18 protein-coding genes, 3 tRNA genes and 3 pseudogenes are annotated in these 17,319 nt (G+C 68.0%); 8 read left to right on the top strand and 16 right to left on the bottom strand.

All coding sequences use genetic code 11. The features are described 5' to 3' along the window. Nucleotides 1-141: 141 nt before the first annotated feature. The 7 genes from ACFYW8_RS19180 to ACFYW8_RS19150 form a co-directional block, all read right to left on the bottom strand. Nucleotides 142-1,584, bottom strand: a complete 1,443-nt coding sequence (locus ACFYW8_RS19180) for a DHA2 family efflux MFS transporter permease subunit (RefSeq protein ID WP_389076343.1) — start codon at nt 1,582-1,584, stop codon at nt 142-144. 265 nt (nt 1,585-1,849) lie between these two features. After that, nucleotides 1,850-2,419 (bottom strand): helix-turn-helix domain-containing protein, encoded by a 570-nt coding sequence (locus ACFYW8_RS19175; protein WP_365870896.1) that lies wholly within the window; start codon nt 2,417-2,419, stop codon nt 1,850-1,852. Nucleotides 2,420-2,607: 188 nt separating this feature from the next. Then, nucleotides 2,608-3,036: a MaoC family dehydratase gene (locus ACFYW8_RS19170; RefSeq protein ID WP_365870897.1), complete on the bottom strand. Its 429-nt coding sequence runs from the start codon at nt 3,034-3,036 to the stop codon at nt 2,608-2,610. A 1-nt stretch (nt 3,037) separates the two neighbouring features. Further along, on the bottom strand, nt 3,038-3,490 hold the full coding sequence (locus tag ACFYW8_RS19165; protein WP_389076334.1) for a MaoC family dehydratase N-terminal domain-containing protein: 453 nt from the start codon (nt 3,488-3,490) through the stop codon (nt 3,038-3,040). A 188-nt stretch (nt 3,491-3,678) separates the two neighbouring features. Then, nucleotides 3,679-3,843, bottom strand: coding sequence for a 50S ribosomal protein L33 (rpmG, locus tag ACFYW8_RS19160; RefSeq protein ID WP_004571794.1), 165 nt, complete (start codon nt 3,841-3,843; stop codon nt 3,679-3,681). Nucleotides 3,844-3,930: 87 nt separating this feature from the next. Further along, nucleotides 3,931-4,003: transfer RNA gene (locus tag ACFYW8_RS19155), tRNA-Met, on the bottom strand. Nucleotides 4,004-4,049: 46 nt separating this feature from the next. Continuing rightward, a tRNA-Thr gene (locus ACFYW8_RS19150) sits at nt 4,050-4,122 on the bottom strand. 406 nt (nt 4,123-4,528) lie between these two features. Between ACFYW8_RS19150 and ACFYW8_RS19145 the strand changes: the two genes are divergently transcribed. Beyond that, nucleotides 4,529-5,779 (top strand): amidohydrolase family protein, encoded by a 1,251-nt coding sequence (locus ACFYW8_RS19145; RefSeq protein ID WP_389076328.1) that lies wholly within the window; start codon nt 4,529-4,531, stop codon nt 5,777-5,779. Nucleotides 5,780-6,102: 323 nt separating this feature from the next. On the opposite strand, the gene ACFYW8_RS19140 is transcribed toward ACFYW8_RS19145, so the two are convergent. Beyond that, nucleotides 6,103-7,203 carry a hypothetical protein gene (locus tag ACFYW8_RS19140; protein WP_365870900.1) on the bottom strand — a complete coding sequence of 367 codons (1,101 nt, stop codon included), beginning with the start codon at nt 7,201-7,203 and terminating at the stop codon, nt 6,103-6,105. A gap of 119 nt (nt 7,204-7,322) precedes the next feature. Here ACFYW8_RS19140 and ACFYW8_RS19135 point away from each other — a divergent pair, with 119 nt between their 5' ends. Next, a complete protein-coding gene (locus ACFYW8_RS19135) occupies nt 7,323-7,979 on the top strand; it encodes an SDR family oxidoreductase (protein WP_389076321.1) in 657 nt (218 codons plus the stop codon). Nucleotides 7,980-8,007: 28 nt separating this feature from the next. Here the strand turns inward: ACFYW8_RS19135 and ACFYW8_RS19130 are convergent, their stop codons facing one another. Together ACFYW8_RS19130 and ACFYW8_RS19125 are read right to left on the bottom strand one after the other, a co-directional pair. Continuing rightward, nucleotides 8,008-8,220, bottom strand: a complete 213-nt coding sequence (locus tag ACFYW8_RS19130; protein WP_365870902.1) for a hypothetical protein — start codon at nt 8,218-8,220, stop codon at nt 8,008-8,010. Between the two features lie 463 nt (nt 8,221-8,683). Continuing rightward, nucleotides 8,684-8,765, bottom strand: a tRNA-Tyr gene (locus tag ACFYW8_RS19125). A 202-nt stretch (nt 8,766-8,967) separates the two neighbouring features. On the opposite strand from ACFYW8_RS19125, the gene ACFYW8_RS19120 reads away from it, so the two are divergent. Further along, nucleotides 8,968-9,456 (top strand): YajQ family cyclic di-GMP-binding protein, encoded by a 489-nt coding sequence (locus tag ACFYW8_RS19120; protein ID WP_356469076.1) that lies wholly within the window; start codon nt 8,968-8,970, stop codon nt 9,454-9,456. Between the two features lie 244 nt (nt 9,457-9,700). Here the strand turns inward: ACFYW8_RS19120 and ACFYW8_RS19115 are convergent, their stop codons facing one another. Further along, nucleotides 9,701-9,967, bottom strand: coding sequence for a GlsB/YeaQ/YmgE family stress response membrane protein (locus ACFYW8_RS19115; RefSeq protein ID WP_355840698.1), 267 nt, complete (start codon nt 9,965-9,967; stop codon nt 9,701-9,703). Between the two features lie 178 nt (nt 9,968-10,145). Here ACFYW8_RS19115 and ACFYW8_RS19110 point away from each other — a divergent pair, with 178 nt between their 5' ends. After that, nucleotides 10,146-11,390, top strand: coding sequence for an APC family permease (locus ACFYW8_RS19110; RefSeq protein ID WP_389076309.1), 1,245 nt, complete (start codon nt 10,146-10,148; stop codon nt 11,388-11,390). A gap of 4 nt (nt 11,391-11,394) precedes the next feature. Here ACFYW8_RS19110 and ACFYW8_RS19105 read toward each other — a convergent pair whose 3' ends face one another. Continuing rightward, nucleotides 11,395-11,961, bottom strand: a complete 567-nt coding sequence (locus tag ACFYW8_RS19105) for an SMI1/KNR4 family protein (RefSeq protein ID WP_389076305.1) — start codon at nt 11,959-11,961, stop codon at nt 11,395-11,397. Nucleotides 11,962-12,136: 175 nt separating this feature from the next. Then, a pseudogene (locus ACFYW8_RS19100) lies at nt 12,137-12,376 on the bottom strand (YccF domain-containing protein); the annotation flags it as partial. A gap of 120 nt (nt 12,377-12,496) precedes the next feature. On the opposite strand from ACFYW8_RS19100, the gene ACFYW8_RS19095 reads away from it, so the two are divergent. Further along, nucleotides 12,497-12,898, top strand: coding sequence for a YccF domain-containing protein (locus ACFYW8_RS19095; RefSeq protein WP_389076301.1), 402 nt, complete (start codon nt 12,497-12,499; stop codon nt 12,896-12,898). A 506-nt stretch (nt 12,899-13,404) separates the two neighbouring features. Here the strand turns inward: ACFYW8_RS19095 and ACFYW8_RS19090 are convergent. Continuing rightward, nucleotides 13,405-13,737 (bottom strand): annotated as a pseudogene (locus ACFYW8_RS19090) (sporulation protein); the annotation flags it as partial. On the opposite strand from ACFYW8_RS19090, the gene ACFYW8_RS19085 reads away from it, so the two are divergent. Genes ACFYW8_RS19085 through ACFYW8_RS19075 form a run of 3 tightly spaced genes read left to right on the top strand, consistent with a single transcriptional unit; the run spans nt 13,695 to nt 16,283 of the window. Next, the gene (locus ACFYW8_RS19085; protein WP_389077231.1) at nt 13,695-14,315 is read left to right on the top strand and encodes a replication initiator; all 621 of its coding nucleotides are present in this window, start codon (nt 13,695-13,697) and stop codon (nt 14,313-14,315) included. The pseudogene ACFYW8_RS19090 and the gene ACFYW8_RS19085 overlap by 43 nt on opposite strands. Nucleotides 14,316-14,328: 13 nt before the next feature. Next, the gene (locus ACFYW8_RS19080; RefSeq protein ID WP_389076297.1) at nt 14,329-14,919 is read left to right on the top strand and encodes a recombinase family protein; all 591 of its coding nucleotides are present in this window, start codon (nt 14,329-14,331) and stop codon (nt 14,917-14,919) included. A 32-nt stretch (nt 14,920-14,951) separates the two neighbouring features. After that, nucleotides 14,952-16,283, top strand: coding sequence for a transposase (locus tag ACFYW8_RS19075; protein WP_389077227.1), 1,332 nt, complete (start codon nt 14,952-14,954; stop codon nt 16,281-16,283). Here ACFYW8_RS19075 and ACFYW8_RS19070 read toward each other — a convergent pair. Then, nucleotides 16,249-16,377, bottom strand: a pseudogene (locus ACFYW8_RS19070) (YccF domain-containing protein); the annotation flags it as partial. The gene ACFYW8_RS19075 and the pseudogene ACFYW8_RS19070 overlap by 35 nt on opposite strands. Continuing rightward, nucleotides 16,374-17,237, bottom strand: coding sequence for a zinc metalloprotease HtpX (gene htpX / locus ACFYW8_RS19065; RefSeq protein ID WP_365870909.1), 864 nt, complete (start codon nt 17,235-17,237; stop codon nt 16,374-16,376). The pseudogene ACFYW8_RS19070 and the gene htpX, both read right to left, overlap by 4 nt. Between the last annotated feature and the right edge of the window lie 82 nt (nt 17,238-17,319).

Genomic DNA, 17,319 nt, shown 5'->3' with positions numbered 1-17,319 from the left:
CGTGAACGGCCCCGCCGGTGGGCGGGGCCGTTCACGTCCCGAGGGCTTGACCGGGCTGACTTTCCTGGAGGTTCGATCAGGCGGTCGGGTGTTTCGCGGGGCTCGTCCGAAGCCACGTGAACCGGTGCTTCGTGCCGCGCGTCAGCGGGAGGGTGTTTCGAGGGTGACGGTTCCGGCGGAGGCGGTCGCAAGAGCGCCGGCTTCGAGCGAGCCGGCTTCGAGCGAGTCCGATTCGGAGGCGTGCGCCGGGGCATCGGCCGTCTCGGTGCGCGCCGTACGACGGGCGGTCGGGATGACCAGGGCCGCGACACCCGCGAGGGCGACGACCGAGGCGCCGACCACGAGCGCGGGCCGCAGTCCGTCGATGAAGGTCTGGGCCGTCGCGTAGCCGCCCTGCGCCGAGAAGATCGAGGACATCACCGCGATCCCGAGCGCGCCGCCCACCTCGCGCAGCGCGTTGTTGGCACCGGAGGCGATGCCCTGCTCGTGCGGCCGGACGCTGGACATGACCAGGTTGGAGGCCGGGGCGAAGTACAGGGACATCCCGACACCGCTGATGATCAGCGCGGGAAGCTGGGAGGCGTACGAGGCGTCGGCGGCGACCACGGAGGCGTAGTAGGCGAGCCCGGCGGCCTGCAGGAAGAGCCCGGTGGCCACGACGGGGCGCCCGCCGATGCGGTCGGACAGGTAGCCGGCGATGGGCGCCACGAGCATCGGCATACCGGTCCAGGGCAGCATGCGCAGCCCCGCCTCGGTCGGCGAGTACCCGAGCACGCCCTGCATGTACTGGCTGAGCAGGAAGATCGAGCCGAACATCCCGAGGAACATCAGCAGGCTGGCCGCGTTGATCCCGGCGAAGGCGCGGGAGCGGAAGAGCCGCATCGGGAGCATCGGGTGCTCGGCCCGGGTGCCGTGGATGACGAAGCCGGTGAGCAGCGCGACGCCCGCGAACAGGCCGGTCAGGACGAACGGGCTGGTCCAGCCGTCGGCGGGGCCGCGGACCAGGCCGTAGACGATCCCGAAGAGACCACCGCTGGCGAGCAGGGTCCCCGGGAAGTCGAGCCGGGCACCGGCGCCGAACGACTCGGACAGACGCAGCCGCGCGAGCGGGAGCACGGCGAGGCCCAGCGGAACGTTCAGCCAGAAGATCCAGTGCCAGGAGATGTGCTCGGTGAGGCTGCCGCCGATGAGGGGCCCGGAGGCGACCGCGAGTCCGTTGACCGCGCCCCATATCCCGTATGCCATCCCGCGCTTGGCGGCCGGAACCGCGGCCGTCAGCAGGGTCAGGGTCAGCGGCATCATGATCGCCGCGCCGACGCCCTGGACCGCGCGGGCGGCGATCAGCGAGTCGATGCCGGGCGCCATGGCCGCGGCGGCGGAGGCTCCGGTGAAGACGCTCAGGCCGACCAGGAAGAGCCTGCGGCGGCCGAACCGGTCGCCGAGCGCCGCGCCGAACATCAGCAGGACGGCGAAGGTGAGCGTGTAGGCGCTCACGGTCCATTCCAGGTCGTCCAGCGCTCCGCCGAGGTCCTTGCGGATGGAGGGCAGTGCGGTGGTGACGACGAGATTGTCGAGGGCCGCCATGAACCCGGCGACGCTGGTGATGAGGAGGGCCCACCCGGCTCCACCGCGCCGCCCGGCCGGTGCTGCGGCCGACGCCGGGGCCGACCCCTCGGGCGGTCCTGCGGCCCCTGCCGGGGCCGGTGCCGCCGATCCGTTCCTCGCTGTCCGTGCCGTCCGCTGAGACATCGCTCCCCCAGAAGGTGATGTGATCGCTATCGATGGTTAGTTATTGATGACTAACTTTTGAGGTCATGAAGACGTGCCGAACACCGCCTTCACCGTCGCGCTACTTCTCCAGCCGCCCCGTGACCCGAGCCGACGGATAGAGCCCTTCCCAGACCCGGTGCTCGGGCGGGAACCCCATCGCCACCAGGCAGTTGATGAGCATTCCGTACGCCATGAAGGTCGCGGTCTCGTCCGCGTCGGCCCCGAGCGGCACATGAACCGTGTCCCAGAGCCGCATCCAGCCGGCCCGGACCGCCTCGCCGAGCTCGTGGTCGCCGGCCTCCTCGGCTGCCGCCACCGCGACGTACATCTGCATCTGCATGAGCAGCCGCTCCGGGTGCTCCGCGATGACCTTCACGTAGGCGTTCGCCATGGCATGCACGGCCTCTTCGCCCTCCAGCCCTTCGGTGGCCTCCTCCAGGGTGCGTCGGGCGAGGTCCATGCAGTGCTCGGCGGCCGCCAGGAAGATCGCCTTCTTTCCCGGGAAGAGCCGGAAGAGATACGGCTGCGAGACACCCACGCGCTTGGCGATCGCCTCGGTGGACGTGCCGTAGTAGCCGCCCCGGGCGAACTCGCTCATCGCCGCGCGGATGACGCTCTCGCGCCTCTCCTCTGCGCTCATCCTGACCATGCGGCTAAGTTAGTGCTCAATCACTAACTAAGTCAAGCGATACGGCTGTGCGGATGCCTTGGGTGCGCGCCTGACAGGAACCTCCGCAGAGACGCGTACGCCAGCCCGTACAGGAGCGCGTAAAGGGCGCCCCAGGAACGCGTAAGGGGCGCCCGCAATGGCGGACGCCCCTTACCTCGGCCTTGGGATCAAGCCAGCCGTACGACCGCTCGGGACATTCCCAGCACCTTCTGTCCGGCGCTGGTCGCCGTGAGGTCGACGCGGACGGTGTTGCCGTCGAGCTTGGCCGCGACCTTGCCACTGACCTCGATCGTGGCGCCCTTGTCGTCGTTCGGGACGACGACGGGCTTGGTGAAGCGGACGCCGTACTCGACTACGGAGCCCGGGTCGCCCGCCCAGTCGGTGACCACGCGGATCGCCTCGGCCATGGTGAACATGCCGTGCGCGATGACGTCGGGAAGGCCCACCTCGACCGCGAACTTCTCGTTCCAGTGGATCGGGTTGAAGTCCCCGGAGGCCCCCGCGTACTGCACGAGCGTGGCGCGCGTCACGGAAAACGTCTGGGACGGCAGTTCGGTGCCGACCTCGACGTCCGCGTAAGAGATCTTCGCCGTCATGTCAGCCCACCTCCGCCGCGCGGGACACGAGCTTCGTGACCGCCGTCACGACATGCTCGCCCGCCTCGTCGTGGACCTCGCCACGCACGTCCAGGATGTCGTTGCCCGCGAGGGACTTGATCGCCTCGATGGTCGAGGTGACCGTGAGCCGGTCACCCGCGCGCACGGGGCGGGTGTACGCGAACTTCTGGTCTCCGTGCACCACCCGGCTGTAGTCGAGGCCCAGTTGCGGGTCCTGGACGACCTGGCCCGCGGCCTTGAACGTGATGGTGAACACAAAAGTCGGCGGGGCGATCACGTCCGGGTGACCGAGAGCACGTGCGGCCTCGGGGTCCGTGTACGCAGGGTTGCTGTCCCCCACGGCCTCCGCGAACTCGCGGATCTTCTCCCGGCCGACCTCATAGGGGTCGGTGGGCGGGTAGGAACGCCCTACGAAGGACTGGTCGAGCGCCATGGGCTCGGCACCTCCTGGTTGTCTTCGCTGCGCTGACGTCACAGCTGGACCGGCCGTCTGGCCGGACGGCCTATCTTCGCTCTAAACCGCTGGTCGCCCTATGACGCCGGGTACGCGCCGGACATCGGTTCCACAACGACGCGAGGCCGCCCCCCGTGAAGGGGACGGCCTCGTGTACGAGCCTGAAATTATCGCGTTTCGCGGTGCGCGGTGTGCGCGTTGCAACGCGGGCAGTGCTTCTTCATCTCCAGTCGGTCCGGGTCGTTACGCCGGTTCTTCTTGGTGATGTAGTTCCGCTCCTTGCACTCCACGCAGGCCAGCGTGATCTTGGGGCGGACGTCGGTGGCAGCCACAGGAGTGCTCCTTGACGAACGGATGGGACATTAACGCATAGAAGAGTAGCCGATCGAAGGACCGACCCCACAATCGGCTACTGTCAGTAGCGGTGACCGGACTTGAACCGGTGACACAGCGATTATGAGCCGCTTGCTCTACCGACTGAGCTACACCGCTGAGATGCGATCGGCCCCCGTCTTGCGACGGGAACCTCTCACACCAGAGCCCCAATACGGAATCGAACCGTAGACCTTCTCCTTACCATGGAGACGCTCTACCGACTGAGCTATTGGGGCGAGCGATGAAGACATTACACGGTCCGCCGCCGATCGCCCAAATCCGTTTCGCGGCCTCCGCCCCGGCCTGACCCCAGGGGTTTCCCCGGGCGTTCCCAGGACCCATCACAGGCCCCTCAGACCCCTTGGATCACACGGGGTGACAGGCCTCCGGCCACCCACGGGCGCAGCGTGACCCTCTGCCCCCGCCTCGCCTCAGCCCCCGCCCCCGCCGCTGCCGCTGCCGCTGCCCCGGTCACGAGATGGCTGGTCCCCGGCTCGCCGACGGACCACACCGGTACGACTATTGCGCTCCTCCCCGACGTCGACGGGTCGCCGCCCTAGGCTCGACTCACGCTGGGTGATCTTGTGTCCCCACACTCCGCAGTCGTCCCTCCCGCAGCCGCCCCCGAGCCCCAGGAGCGCGATGCCCGACAGTCAGCAGCAGCCGCCCCACTCCTCGTCGGGACAGACCGACACGGCCGCTCTCCTGCTGTGCGGGGCTCGGCTCACCGACGGCCGGGCCGTGGACGTACGGCTGGGTGGCGGTCGCATCGAGGCGGTCGGCACCGCGGGAAGCCTGGCCGCGGGCGCCTCGGGGGCTCTCGCCGCCAAGGTGGACCTGGACGGTTACCTCCTTCTGCCGGCCCCCGCCGAGGCCCACGCACACAGCGACACGGCCCTCACAGCTGACGACGACGGCCTTCTCACGTACGACGACCAGGAGATCCGGCGCCGGGCCACCGAGGCGGCGCTGCTGCAACTGGGACACGGAGCGACGGCGTTGCGGTCCCATGTGCGCGTCGGTGACGTACAGGGCCTGGACGCGCTGGCGGCGGTGCTCGAGGTGCGGCGGTCGTTGCGGGGGATCGCCGAACTGGCGACGGTGGCGATGCCCCGGGTACTGACCGGGGCGGCCGGCGCCGACGGGCTCGCGTTGCTGCGGGACGCCCTGAAGATGGGCGCCTCCGTGGTGGGCGGCTGCCCGGACACGGACCCCGATCCGACGGGGTACGTCGAGGCCGTCCTGGAACTCGCCTCCGAGCACGGCTGTCCGGTCGATCTGCACACGGACGCCGCCGACCCGGCCCGGCTCGCCCGGCTCGCCGCGATGGCGGGCGGGCTGCGGCCCGGGGTGACACTCGGCCCGTGCGGTGGGCTCGGCCGGCTGCCGTCCGAAGTGGCCGCCCGCGCCGCGGACCAACTCGCCGCGACCGGAGTGACAGTGGTGTGTCTGCCGCAGGGTGGCTGCGGTTCGGCCGACCGGCGCGGCATCGCTCCCGTACGACTGTTGCGGGCGGCAGGCGTGCGGGTCGCGGCGGGCAGTGGTGCCCTGCGCGACGTGTCCAACCCGGTGGGACGCGGGGACCCGCTGGAAGCCGCCTACCTGCTGGCCTCGCGAAGCGGGCTGCGCCCCGAGGACGCCTACGACGCGGTGAGTTGTGCCGCGCGAGCCGCTCTCGGGCTGCCCGAGGTGCGCGTGGAGGCCGGATTCCCGGCCGAGTTGCTCGCCGTACGCGGGGACCGGCTCGCGGGAGCGCTGTCCCTCTCGTACAGCCGGATCGTTGTCCACCGCGGGCGCGTGGTGGCGCGGACCAGCGCTGTGCGGGAGTACTTCAACTCGGCGGCCGAGCCGGGGCTGGAACTGCCCCGGCAGGGACGGGGAGAGCCGTCGTAACCGGTCCGGGTCCGGGTCCGGACCGGGTCCGGGGCGGGCACGACGGCGCCGCACGCGCGCGTGAAGGTGACCGGTGGCGCCCGGGGCAGGTCGCACGCGCGGAGGTGACGTCCGGGGGGCAGGTGGGCCGGTGGCACGCGCGCGTGCCGTGCCACCGTACGGGCCGCCCCGGTTCGCCTGCGCGACCGACCGCATCGACCACTGCGCCGACTGCAGGCTGCACCGACTGCAGGGCTTCCGCGGGCTCCACGCGCCCCCGTGGGCCTGGACAGACAGGCTGTCCCGGGGGCCGTGGAAGACTTCCGCGGCCGGGCGCCCGCGCTTTAGAGGTCGTCGCCGCCCAGGAACGCACCGCCCAGGGGGTTGCCCCCGGGAAGCTTGCTCGCGGGGATCTCGGTGGCTCCCGACGGCGCGCTGACGTCTCCCGCCTCGGAGAACTTCAGAACGAGGGGCAGCTTGGCGGTCTTCGGGCTGTCGGCGAGGACGGCCAGGTCGACCCTGATCTGCCGCAGGTCACCGTTCTTCAGGGTGAAGTCGACTGCGACCTTCCTGTTCGGCGCGTCCTTGAGGTCCTTGGCCGAGGGAAGTTCCGCACCCGCCGGAAGGTCGCCCTGCAACGGACGAAGTTTGCCGAAGACGCCGGTGAGGAGGTCGCGGACGTTACCCGTGGCGACGACGTGCTCCACACCGTCCGCCCCATCCCTGGTACGGAAGGTGACCTCGCGGCCGATGACACCTCGTACGGCGTCGAGGACCTTCTTCTGGGTCTTGGCGTCGATGCCGCCCGCATCGACGCCCCCCTTCGAGGCACCCCCGGCGGACTTCCGCGAACGCTCCAGTTCCTTGGTGTCGACCTTCACCCAGTCGCCTTCGAGGGCCTTCCTCATCTCCTTCTCGCTCGCGGGGAGATCGTCGACCGACGGCATGGGGACGCCCATCGCCTCGCCGACGGCCTTCAAGTCTGCGCGGTAGTACGTGAAGTCGCCGACGATCCGGTACTCGACGAGGACGCCGCCGGTCCCCGTGACCCTCACGCTCGTCCCGATGAGATCCTTCTGACCCGAATCCGCCAACGCCTTCTTGGACTTGACCGAGACGTCGATGTGCAGCCCGCTGACGAACTTCGCGAACTCCGGCGGAAGAGGCTCGTCGGAACTGGCCTCGCCCGTCAGCTTGTTGATCGCGTCTGCATCGGCGTCGAGGTCCAACTGAAACGCGAGGGACTTCTGTTCGCCGAGCCGCTCGACGGCGTGGTCCACCTTCTGGCCGGCTGTGAGGTTCTGGACCGTGCCGCAGGCGGCCGCCGTGGCGAGCAGGACAGCGGTGCAGCCGACCGTGGTGACGGTCTTGCGTATGACGGTGATGATGGTCTCCTCAACGACGCCGTACGGACCCGCACAGCGTTCCCTCGTTCGCGTGTTCACTATTCGTCATTCGGTCTCACGGTGATCACTGGTGGATCCACAGCGATCACCCATGTGACTCACGAGTTGTCCACAGGGTTGTGCGGCGAACGCGGTCCTCCCGGCGTACGGTCGGAAACATGCGCATTGTCATCGCTGGTGGTCATGGTCAGATCGCGCTGCGGCTGGAGCGACTGCTCTCCGCGCGCGGAGACGAGGTCGCGGGGATCATCCGCCGTGCCGAACAGGGCGACGATCTACGGGCGGCCGGCGCGGAGCCGGTCCTGTGCGATCTGGAGTCGGCGTCGGTGGAGGAGGTCGCCGCGCATCTGCAGGGCGCGGACGCGGCCGTCTTCGCCGCGGGCGCGGGACCGGGCAGCGGAGCGGACCGCAAGCAGACGGTGGACAAGGGCGCCGCGATCCTGTTCGCGGACGCCGCCGAGCGCGCGGGCGTACGCCGGCACGTGGTCGTCTCCTCCATGGGCGCGGACCCGGCCCACCCCGGCGACGACATCTTCGACGTGTATCTGCGAGCCAAGGGCGAGGCCGACGAGTACGTACGCGGCCGTACGGGCCTGGACTGGACGATCCTGCGTCCCGGCGGCCTGATCGACGACGCCGGGACCGGCCTCGTACGCCTGGAGGCCTCCACCGGCCGCGGCATGATCCCCCGCGACGATGTCGCCGCGGTCCTCGCCGAACTGGTCGACACCCCGGCCACTGCCGGTCTGACCCTGGAAACGGTCAGCGGCTCGACGCCGATCTCGGTGGCGGTGAAGTCGGTGGCGGGGAACTAGGGGCCCGCCGCCCCTTCGGGCGTCCGGTTCAGAACAGCGGGAGCTGGCCGGGGAATTCCGGGACGGCGTAACCGTCCAGCGCGGGCTGGGCGGCTCCTAGGTGCGCCTGCCGACGCGAACCCGGGCACGAGACCAGTTCACCGCTCCCCCGCGCGCCGGGCGGATCGTGCCGAGCGAAACGGCCGGCGACGACGGCGATCTCCCGACGGCACTCCGGGCAGTTTCTGCGACGCGATGACATGGGATCAGTGTGCCCCGTGAGCGCACTGATCCCCCCGGCACGCCCGCCACCGCCCGCCCCCGTCGACGACGTCTGGACGGCTGCACGGGTGGACGCCTGCACGGCTGCAGGGGTGGACCGCTGGACCCTTGGACCACTGGACCGCTCACGGATGAACGGCCCGACCGAGGTTCACCGCACGGACGTCAAAGTGCCGGCCACCGGGCTGTCACGGCCTGGCCGTCATCGTGTCGGCGCGCCACGCCGCGCCACGCCACCGGCAAGCCCATATCGACCCCCGATGCGCTGCAGTCGTCGCAGCCCAGCTCTGCGGTCCTGATCAGATCCCGCAGTCCGCTGGATCCACTGAAGAGCACGTGAGGCACGTCACGCATTTCGCTCCACCTGCGAACACCTTCGTTCAAATACGAAGAAACCCCCTCCGATCCACGTTTCCGCAGATCGGAGGGGGTTTACCTTCATGTGGCGGCGCGTGGATTCGAACCACGGAAGGCTAAGCCGGCAGATTTACAGTCTGCTCCCTTTGGCCGCTCGGGCACACCGCCAGGGTCGCTACCCCTGAGCCCCGCTTTTGGGCGGTGCTCCTTGGCAACGACGTAAACGATACCTGATGCCCGGGGATGCTTCGCCACCCAATTGATCGACGCTTGGAGGGAGGGGGATGGCTAGGCTTATGCGGATGCGGCCGGAGGCCTACGCCGGGCTCGACGGCCGCCCCTACGCACCCGATACAAGGAGCCACAGGACATGGCCGACTCCAGTTTCGACATCGTCTCGAAGGTCGAGCGGCAGGAGGTCGACAACGCCCTCAACCAGGCCGCCAAGGAGATCTCGCAGCGCTACGACTTCAAGAACGTCGGCGCCTCCATCTCCTGGTCCGGCGAGAAGATCCTCATGGAGGCGAACTCCGAGGAGCGGGTGAAGGCCATCCTCGACGTGTTCGAGACCAAGCTGATCAAGCGGGGCATCTCGCTGAAGTCGCTGGACGCCGGTGAGCCTCAGCTCTCCGGCAAGGAGTACAAGATCTTCGCGACGATCGAGGAGGGCATCTCCCAGGACAACGCGAAGAAGGTGGCGAAGATCATTCGCGACGAGGGCCCCAAGGGCGTGAAGGCCCAGGTTCAGGGCGACGAGCTGCGCGTCAGCTCGAAGAGCCGCGACGACCTGCAGGCCGTTCAGGCTCTCCTCAAGGGCAAGGACTTCGATTTCGCCCTGCAGTTCGTGAACTACAGGTAGAACGCCTGACGCGCCTGACACACAAAGCGCCGAACAGCATCGAGCGGTGCCAGCAGCGCTTCGCCAACTCTCCTCATGGGGTTGGGCGTTGCGGGCCGGTTCTTCGCAGGGCCGGCAGTCGTCCCGCTCGCTTCTCACGGGCCCAGGACTACGTGCCCAGGCAGTGGCTGAAGGTACGAGGAAAGGTGGGCACCCCGGCGTGCCCGCCCTTCTCGGTTGTCGGCCGCGGTCGCGGGGCACGCGCTCAGCGGCGCGAGTCGCCGAACAGGATGCGGTAGAGGATCAGGAGCACGAGCGAGCCGCCGATGGCGGCGGCCCAAGTGGCGCCGTCGTAGAAGTGTTTGGTGATGGGGTGGTCCAGCCAGCGGGCCGATATCCAGCCGCCGATGAACGCGCCCACGACACCGATGACGGTCGTTCCGATGAAACCCCCCGGGTCGCGCCCCGGGAGCAGGAACTTGGCGATGGCGCCGGCCAGCAGCCCCAGAATGATCCAGCTGATGATGCCCATGTCCTGAACCTGCCCCTCCGTGCTGTCGTCACGCCGTGCCCGCCCTGTGAATTCGGTCCGGGCGGGCCGTGCCCGCGCTGTCCGTGTGCGGTGCGGACCACGCGTATATCGATGGCGTGCTGATGAACAGGACGTTGCCGGGCTCCCGCCGGTTGCGGTGATCAGTAGGGTGCGGCCCATGACTCAGTCCACTCCCGAGTTGCGCCGCACGCTGGGCCTCGGGGACGCCGTACTCATCGGGCTCGGCTCGATGATCGGTGCCGGGATCTTCGCCGCACTCGGCCCGGCGGCGCGTGCGGCCGGATCCGGGCTTCTGCTCGGACTCGCGGTCGCCGCCGTCGTCGCCTACTGCAACGCGATGTCCTCGGCACGGCTCGCCGCCCTGTACCCCGCTTCCGGCGGTACGTACGTCTACGGGCGTGAGCGGCTCGGCGTCTTCTGGGGATATCTGGCGGGCTGGTCGTTCGTCGTCGGCAAGACAGCCTCCTGCGCGGCGATGGCACTCACCGTGGGCGCGTACGTCTGGCCGGCCCACGCCCACGCGGTGGCGGTCTCGGCCGTGGTCGTGCTGACCGCCGTGAACTACGGCGGCATGAAGAAGTCGGCCTGGCTGACGCGGGCGATCGTGGCAGTGGTCCTGGCGGTCCTCGCCTCCGTGGTGGTCGGCTGTCTCGGCTCGGACGTCTCCGATGCCGGGCGGCTGGGCATCGGAGTGTCGTCCGGCGCGGGCGGGGTGCTCGAGGCGGCCGGTCTGTTGTTCTTCGCGTTCGCCGGGTACGCGCGGATCGCGACGCTCGGTGAGGAGGTACGGGATCCGGCGCGCACCATCCCGCGCGCGATCCCGTTGGCTCTGGCCATCGCGCTCGTGGTGTACGCGGCAGTCGCTGTCGCTGTCCTTTCGGTGCTCGGATCGGCAGGGCTGGGGCTCGCCCCCGCGCCGCTGGTCGACGCTGTACGGGCAGCCGGGCTGCCCGGGCTCGTGCCGGTGGTACGGGTAGGGGCCGCGGTGGCCGCGCTCGGCTCGCTGCTCGCCCTGATCCTGGGTGTCTCGCGGACCACGCTGGCCATGGCCCGTGACCGTCATCTGCCGGGCGCCCTGGCCGCCGTGCATCCGCGCTTCCGGGTCCCGCACCGGGCGGAGCTGGCCGTGGGCGTGGTGGTCGCCGCGCTGGCCGCGACCGTGGATGTGCGCGGCGCGATCGGCTTCTCCTCCTTCGGTGTGCTGGCGTACTACACAGTTGCCAACGCCTCCGCCTGGACTTTGAGTTCGTCTACGGCGTCGCGGGTACTGCCGGTGCTGGGACTCCTCGGATGCGTGACGCTGGCGTTCGCCCTGCCGGCGGTTTCGGTGGTTGTGGGCGCGGCCGTCCTTGCGGTAGGGGCCGCGGCATACGGCGTACGGCTGTGGGCGGCTTCGCGCTAGCGGGTCAGGAAGCCTGCCTCACCTTCGTCCGTATCCGGAAGTCTGGCCAAAGGGGGAGGTCCGCGCCGTCGCTGGACTCCTCGTACCAGCCCGTTCCCTCGAGCCAGGCGAGCAGCCAGGCGGCGAGGTCGGGTGCGTCCACGTACCAGGCGTGGTCGGCCTCGTCGGCGTTCGGTTCGTAGAGCAGAACCGCGCCGTCGGGGCTTTGGCAGTCCACGCACGCGTACATTCCGCAGCCCCAGTGGGATATCGGCAGGACACCCTCGGGCCATGGCCACTCGGGGTCCTTGCGGCCGCTCTCGCGGCTGGCCAGATACTGCGGAACGACCGCGGGTTCACCCGAGGGCGGTCCGTCGAGCAGGGGCAGCAGGCCGTACTCCGGACCGAATCCGCCGTCCCCTATACGCAGGTAGAGCGACGCGAGCAGCGCGGGAAGCGGGAAGCCCAGTACCGCCTCGGCGCGGGCGACCTCGGCCGGACCCACGGGCGCGGGGAGCGAAGGCCAGCCCCACGGGCGGGTGTTGCGGGCCTCCAAGGCAACCCGTGCCAGCAACTGCTCGATTTCGGTCATGGGTTCATCATGCAGCGCGGCACCGACAATCGGGGAGCCTGTGGACAACCCTCACCGGGGCCGGACTTCGACGCAGTTTTCGGCGGCAAGGAGGGGCGCCCGGGGACGCCCTCGGAAGTCGGCGGGTGCGCGGACGCCCGCCGGGACCACGACCGTGTCCCGCGGGCCCGTACCGCTAGCGCGAAGCGAACGGCTGATCCGTGCGCACGATGTCGCGGCCCAGCGGGAACAGCGAGATCGGGATCAGCTTGAAGTTGGCCATACCGAACAGGATGCCGATGATCGTCAGGCACATGGCGATGCCGGTGACGATGTGGGCAAGGGCGAGCCACCAGCCCGCGAGGACCAGCCACAGGACGTTGCCGATACAGGACGGCGCGCCAGCGTCCTGGCGCTCCACCGTCGTATAGCCGAACGAGATTGTCCCGCAACCTTCCCGATCACGCCACAGGTGCGTTGCGGTTCCGCCTGAAAGCATGACCAGCCGATACTGGTGAGAGAGGCATGCCGACGGACCCACCTGGAGGTACCGATCATGAAGCTCTTCCACCTGCTGCTGAACATCATCTGGCTCGTCTTCTGCGGCATCTGGATGGCGATCGGCTACCTCATCGCAGCGATCATCTGCTTCATCTTGATCATTACCATCCCGTTCGGTGTCGCGTCGCTGCGTATCGCCGGCTTCGTCCTCTGGCCGTTCGGCCGCACCACCGTGGAGAAGCCAGGCGCTGGGGCAGGATCGTTCATCGGGAACGTGATCTGGGTGATCTTCGCGGGGTGGTGGCTGGCTCTGGCCCACCTGGTCACAAGCATCCCGCTGTTCCTGTCGATCATTGGGATCCCGTTCGGGTGGGCCAACCTGAAGCTCATCCCCATCTCACTGATGCCGTTGGGCCGCGAGGTGGTTCCGACAGACCAGGGGTTCGGCGAGCGTTAGGCAGGAACCAAGGGAAGGCTCAACGGCCACTCGTTTCCCACCGCCATCAATTCCCCCTAGTTCAGCAGTCGCATACAAAATGGGGACGTTCTGGCACCTGATGAGGAAGGGGACCGTAAGGCCACGTATGGGGAGCTGGGCGGCATCCTGCGGGATCTGCATTCCTTGGCGGTGCCAGACGGTCTGGCGCTGCCTTCGTTCGATCCCTTCGACAAGCAAGAGTTGCGGATCATCCTGAGTGGGATTTGATGGTCACGTCCGTTGAGCACCACAGTCTTGGGTGGCAGACCGATGCGCAGTATGCCGACTTCGTGGCTGCGTATGGTCGGGACCTGTACGAGTGGCACGGGTACGAGACGCTGCGTGGGTTGCAGGAGTTCGGTATGACGACGTGGCTGATGCAGAACGTGCAGGAGGATGAGCGGACGGCGGCTGAGTATCGCCGGCGTATCGCTGGGCTGCGCAATGACGACGGGCCTCGGGACTGGCGTCCCTGGTAGCGGCGGCTACTCGTCGTCCAGGCGGGCGAGGGCGTCGTGCACCTGGTCGTTGAAGGCGGCCACGATCGGGTTCGCCGAGTGGATGCTCACTTCGGCTTGGAAGTCGGTCACGTAGCGCCGGAAGCGGGAGGGCTGGAGGATGTCTCCGCCGTCCACGGCCGGACTGGCTGTCGTAACGGCGGCTTCCAGTTCACCGTTCAGCAGGTGGCTTTGGGCGAGCACCATGCGGCAGAACCCCAGGGTGCGGGCGTACTTCGGGTCGGTTTGATCGACCGCGCGTTGCGCCGCCTCGACGGATTCGCGGCGCATCTTCAGGTCGCGGAAGCAGTGGCAGAGTTCTCAGGAACCGGCAGGACATCGACGCTGCTCGTGTCTCCGACCACGTTCGGGCACTCATGCACACGTGTTGGCGCCTCGGCGGTCTCTCGGAGTTCACACCCCTGCATCTGCGGGCCTGGGTTCACACCCTCGGCTACCGGGGCCACATTCTCACCAAGTCGCGCGCCTACTCGAACATACGCCGCCCTGCGCGCCGACCGGGCCGAACACCGTGGCCACGAAACCGTGCCTGGCACGGTCACAGATGCTCATTGACGCTATGTCGGCTCCGGCCACACCCCCGGTGCGGCACTCATCGCCGCGGGCATCGCAGAAGACCTGGCCACGAACCGCAAATTCGTGCGGCAGGAAGCGCCGATCCCGGGGGTTGCCTAATGCCCGGCTCCAGTGTCATTTGGATCCCCGACAAGACGCTGCCACCGGCCGAGCGGGCGCTATTACTCCGGATTCTGTTCGGTCCTCGGGTTCGCCACAGAATGGTCGAAAGGCCCGATAGAGCGTCACATTGTCGCGATACGCTGGGAGTTGGCATGGATGCCCCGGCAGCGGCTGCAACCGCCCCGGGGCTGGCCGACTAGTTAGGAGTCGACGATGTCCAATGTAAGCACACCCCTATCCTCAGCCATCGTGGCAGTTACTCGATCAACCGGCACACAGTCGCTGCGCGCTGTCGACTATCTGCGGGTCTCCGCCGAGGAACAAAAGAAGGGCTACGGCGTCGCCAGGCAGAGCCGGAAGACCCTCCGCCATATCGCGCTCAAGCAGTGGACGCACATCGCTACGTACAAGGATGAGGGCGTCTCTGGCTCCCTGGAAGCGGCCCATCGCGGTGATCTGAAACGTCTGATGGAGGACGCACAGCAGATCCCACGCCCCTTCGACATCGTGGTCGTGCCGGACGGCCGATCGGCCGCAAGGGCCGTGCCTTCTGGCGGTGGGTCTGGGCCCTCGAAGACATCGGGGTGTACGTCGCCGACGACTACGACAACACCACGATGGAAGGGCGCAAGAAGATGCGCCGTGACGCCGACTACGCCGAGACCGAGTGGGAGACGATCCGGGATCGCACACAGGGCGGGTTGCAGGAGAAGGCGGAACTCACGCCGGCCGCGCACATCGGCGGCCGGCCTCCCTACGGCTACCGCATCGCCAACAAAGGCACCCCGGGCTCCTACTTGGTAGTCGACGAGCACGAGGCAGGGGTCATCCGGCACGTGTACGACCTGGTCGTCGGCGAAGGACTCAACCTCCGCAAGGCCACCATCCGACTGATCGCCGAAGGGTCCACAGCGCGCTCCGGCAAGCCATGGACACGCGACAATCTCCGGGATCGCGTCATGTCGACGCCCGTACTCGACGGTGTACTCGTCTTCCGCGGAAAGCACGCCAAGAACGACGAGAATGGCGACCCCATCTGGGGCGACTCCGTACGGATTGAACTGCCTCGGATCCTTACCGAGGAACAGAGTGCAGAGCTACGGCGCAAGGTCGCCGAAACAGCGAAGCGGAGCAGCGGGCAACGGTGGTTCTATCCGCTGAGCGGCCGAACCGTGAGCCTTTGCGGGAAGACATACGCGGGGATCAGCTTCACACCAACGCGGGAAGGCGCCCGGTTCTACCGATGCTCCGGCAACGCGCCCAAGGACCTTGGTCAGAAGTCCTGTGGCTGCTCACGCATCGATGCCAACGCGCTAGAAGAGCACGTCTGGAAGCACGTCACGGAGATCGCGAGCGACAGCAAGAAACTCCAGGCGCTGGCTGCCGAATGGATCGGAATCGCGGAAGGGGACACAGTCGCCCTGGCCGACCGGATCGCAGACCTTGATCAGCAGATCGGGGGCATGAACGCGTCGATCGCTGCCGTCATCGTCGCATCGGCCAAGCAAAGCAAGTCGGCGGACGCCATTGAGGCGGCTACAGCGGTCCTCAACGAAGAACTCCAACAGCTTCAGAGCCTGCGTGACGAGGCAACCGACTGGCTGACGGAGATGGAGGAGACCGACCGGCGCACTCGTGATCTCATCGCGCTGGCGAGCATGGCGAAGAAGTCGTTCCCGGGCATGACCCCGGAGCAGCAAGCGGCGATCTTGTCCATGCTGGAACTGAAGGTCACGATCACGGGTCCAGTACCCGATGATCGGCGCGGCGGTGTCCCCTGCACCGTGCGGGCCTGGTACGCCGTTGTCGGCCTTGGTGTCCCCGCTGCCAGACTCTCCGACGAGGAGTGGGCAAAGGTCGCTCCCCTGCTCCCGAAGGGGCGCCGTGGGACTGTCCGACGATCCGTGGACGCCATCTTCTACAAGGCTCGCACCGGTAAGTCCTGGCCTAACGTGATCAAGGAAACCGGTGCGACCATCCAGGCTTCAAAGCATTTCAACGCCTGGGCCTCCGACGGCACCTGGAGTCGCGTAAACGCTGCCCTGGAGGACGTGCAACAGGTTCCCCTACCGGAGATTCAACTCCTGCCCCTGATGGTCATCGAAGGACGGGTCGACCCGACCGCGATGCTTCACGCAGAAGAACGATCCCGAACGGGATGCCGATAATGGTGATGCACAGGATGATGCCTGCGGCCAAGTACCCGAGGAACAGCCAGAAGCCGCTCAGGATGAGCCAAATGACGTTCAGAATTGTCTTCATTGCTGACGACCTGCCATCTGCTCGAGCCGGGCGATGCGCTCCGCCATCGGCGGATGCGTAGAGAACATCTTGGACATCCCCTGTCCTGGGCGGAAGGGGTTCGCGATCATCATGTGGCTCGCGGTCTCGATGCGCGGCTCGGGAGGCAGCGGTAGCTGCTTAGTGCCGGCGTCGAGCTTGCGCAGCGCGCTCGCGAGGGCGAGGGGGTCGCCGGTGAGCTGGGAACCCGACGCGTCCGCCTCGTACTCCCTGGAGCGGCTGATGGCGAGCTGGATGAGGGAAGCGGCGAGCGGGCCCAGGATCATGACCAGGATCATCCCGAGAATGCCGGGGCCGTCGTCGTCATTGGACCGGCCGACCGGGATCAGCCAGGCGAAGTTGACCAGGAACATGATCACGGAGGCGAGGGCGCCGGCCACGGACGAGATCAGGATGTCCCGGTTGTAGACGTGACTGAGCTCGTGACCGATGACACCGCGCAACTCGCGCTCGTCCAGGATGCGCAGGATCCCCTCTGTGCAGCACACGGCCGCGTTGCGCGGGTTGCGGCCCGTCGCGAACGCGTTCGGCGCCTCCGTCGGTGAGATGTACAGGCGCGGCATGGGCTGGCGGGCCTGGGTCGAGAGATCGCGGACCATGCGGTAGAGAGCCGGGGCCTCGAACTCACTCACCGGGCGTGCGCGCATCGCGCGTAGAGCCAGTTTGTCGCTGTTCCAGTACGCGTACGCGTTCGTCCCGATCGCGATGAACAGCGCGACGATCAGACCTGTACGCCCGAAGAAGCTGCCGATGACGATGATGAGTGCGGACAGTCCCCCGAGGAGTACGGCTGTCCTGAGCCCATTGTGCCGGCGGTGCACGGTACGCCCTCCAAGTCGTGCGGCAGGGGAACCCATTGCTTGCTGATGCTCTGCTTCCACTCTTCAGTGGACCCTCCCGTAC

The organism is Streptomyces sp. NPDC002742 (assembly GCF_042888885.1).
GTDB lineage: Bacteria > Actinomycetota > Actinomycetes > Streptomycetales > Streptomycetaceae > Streptomyces.
This window is presented reverse-complemented; position numbering and strand designations above follow the sequence as displayed.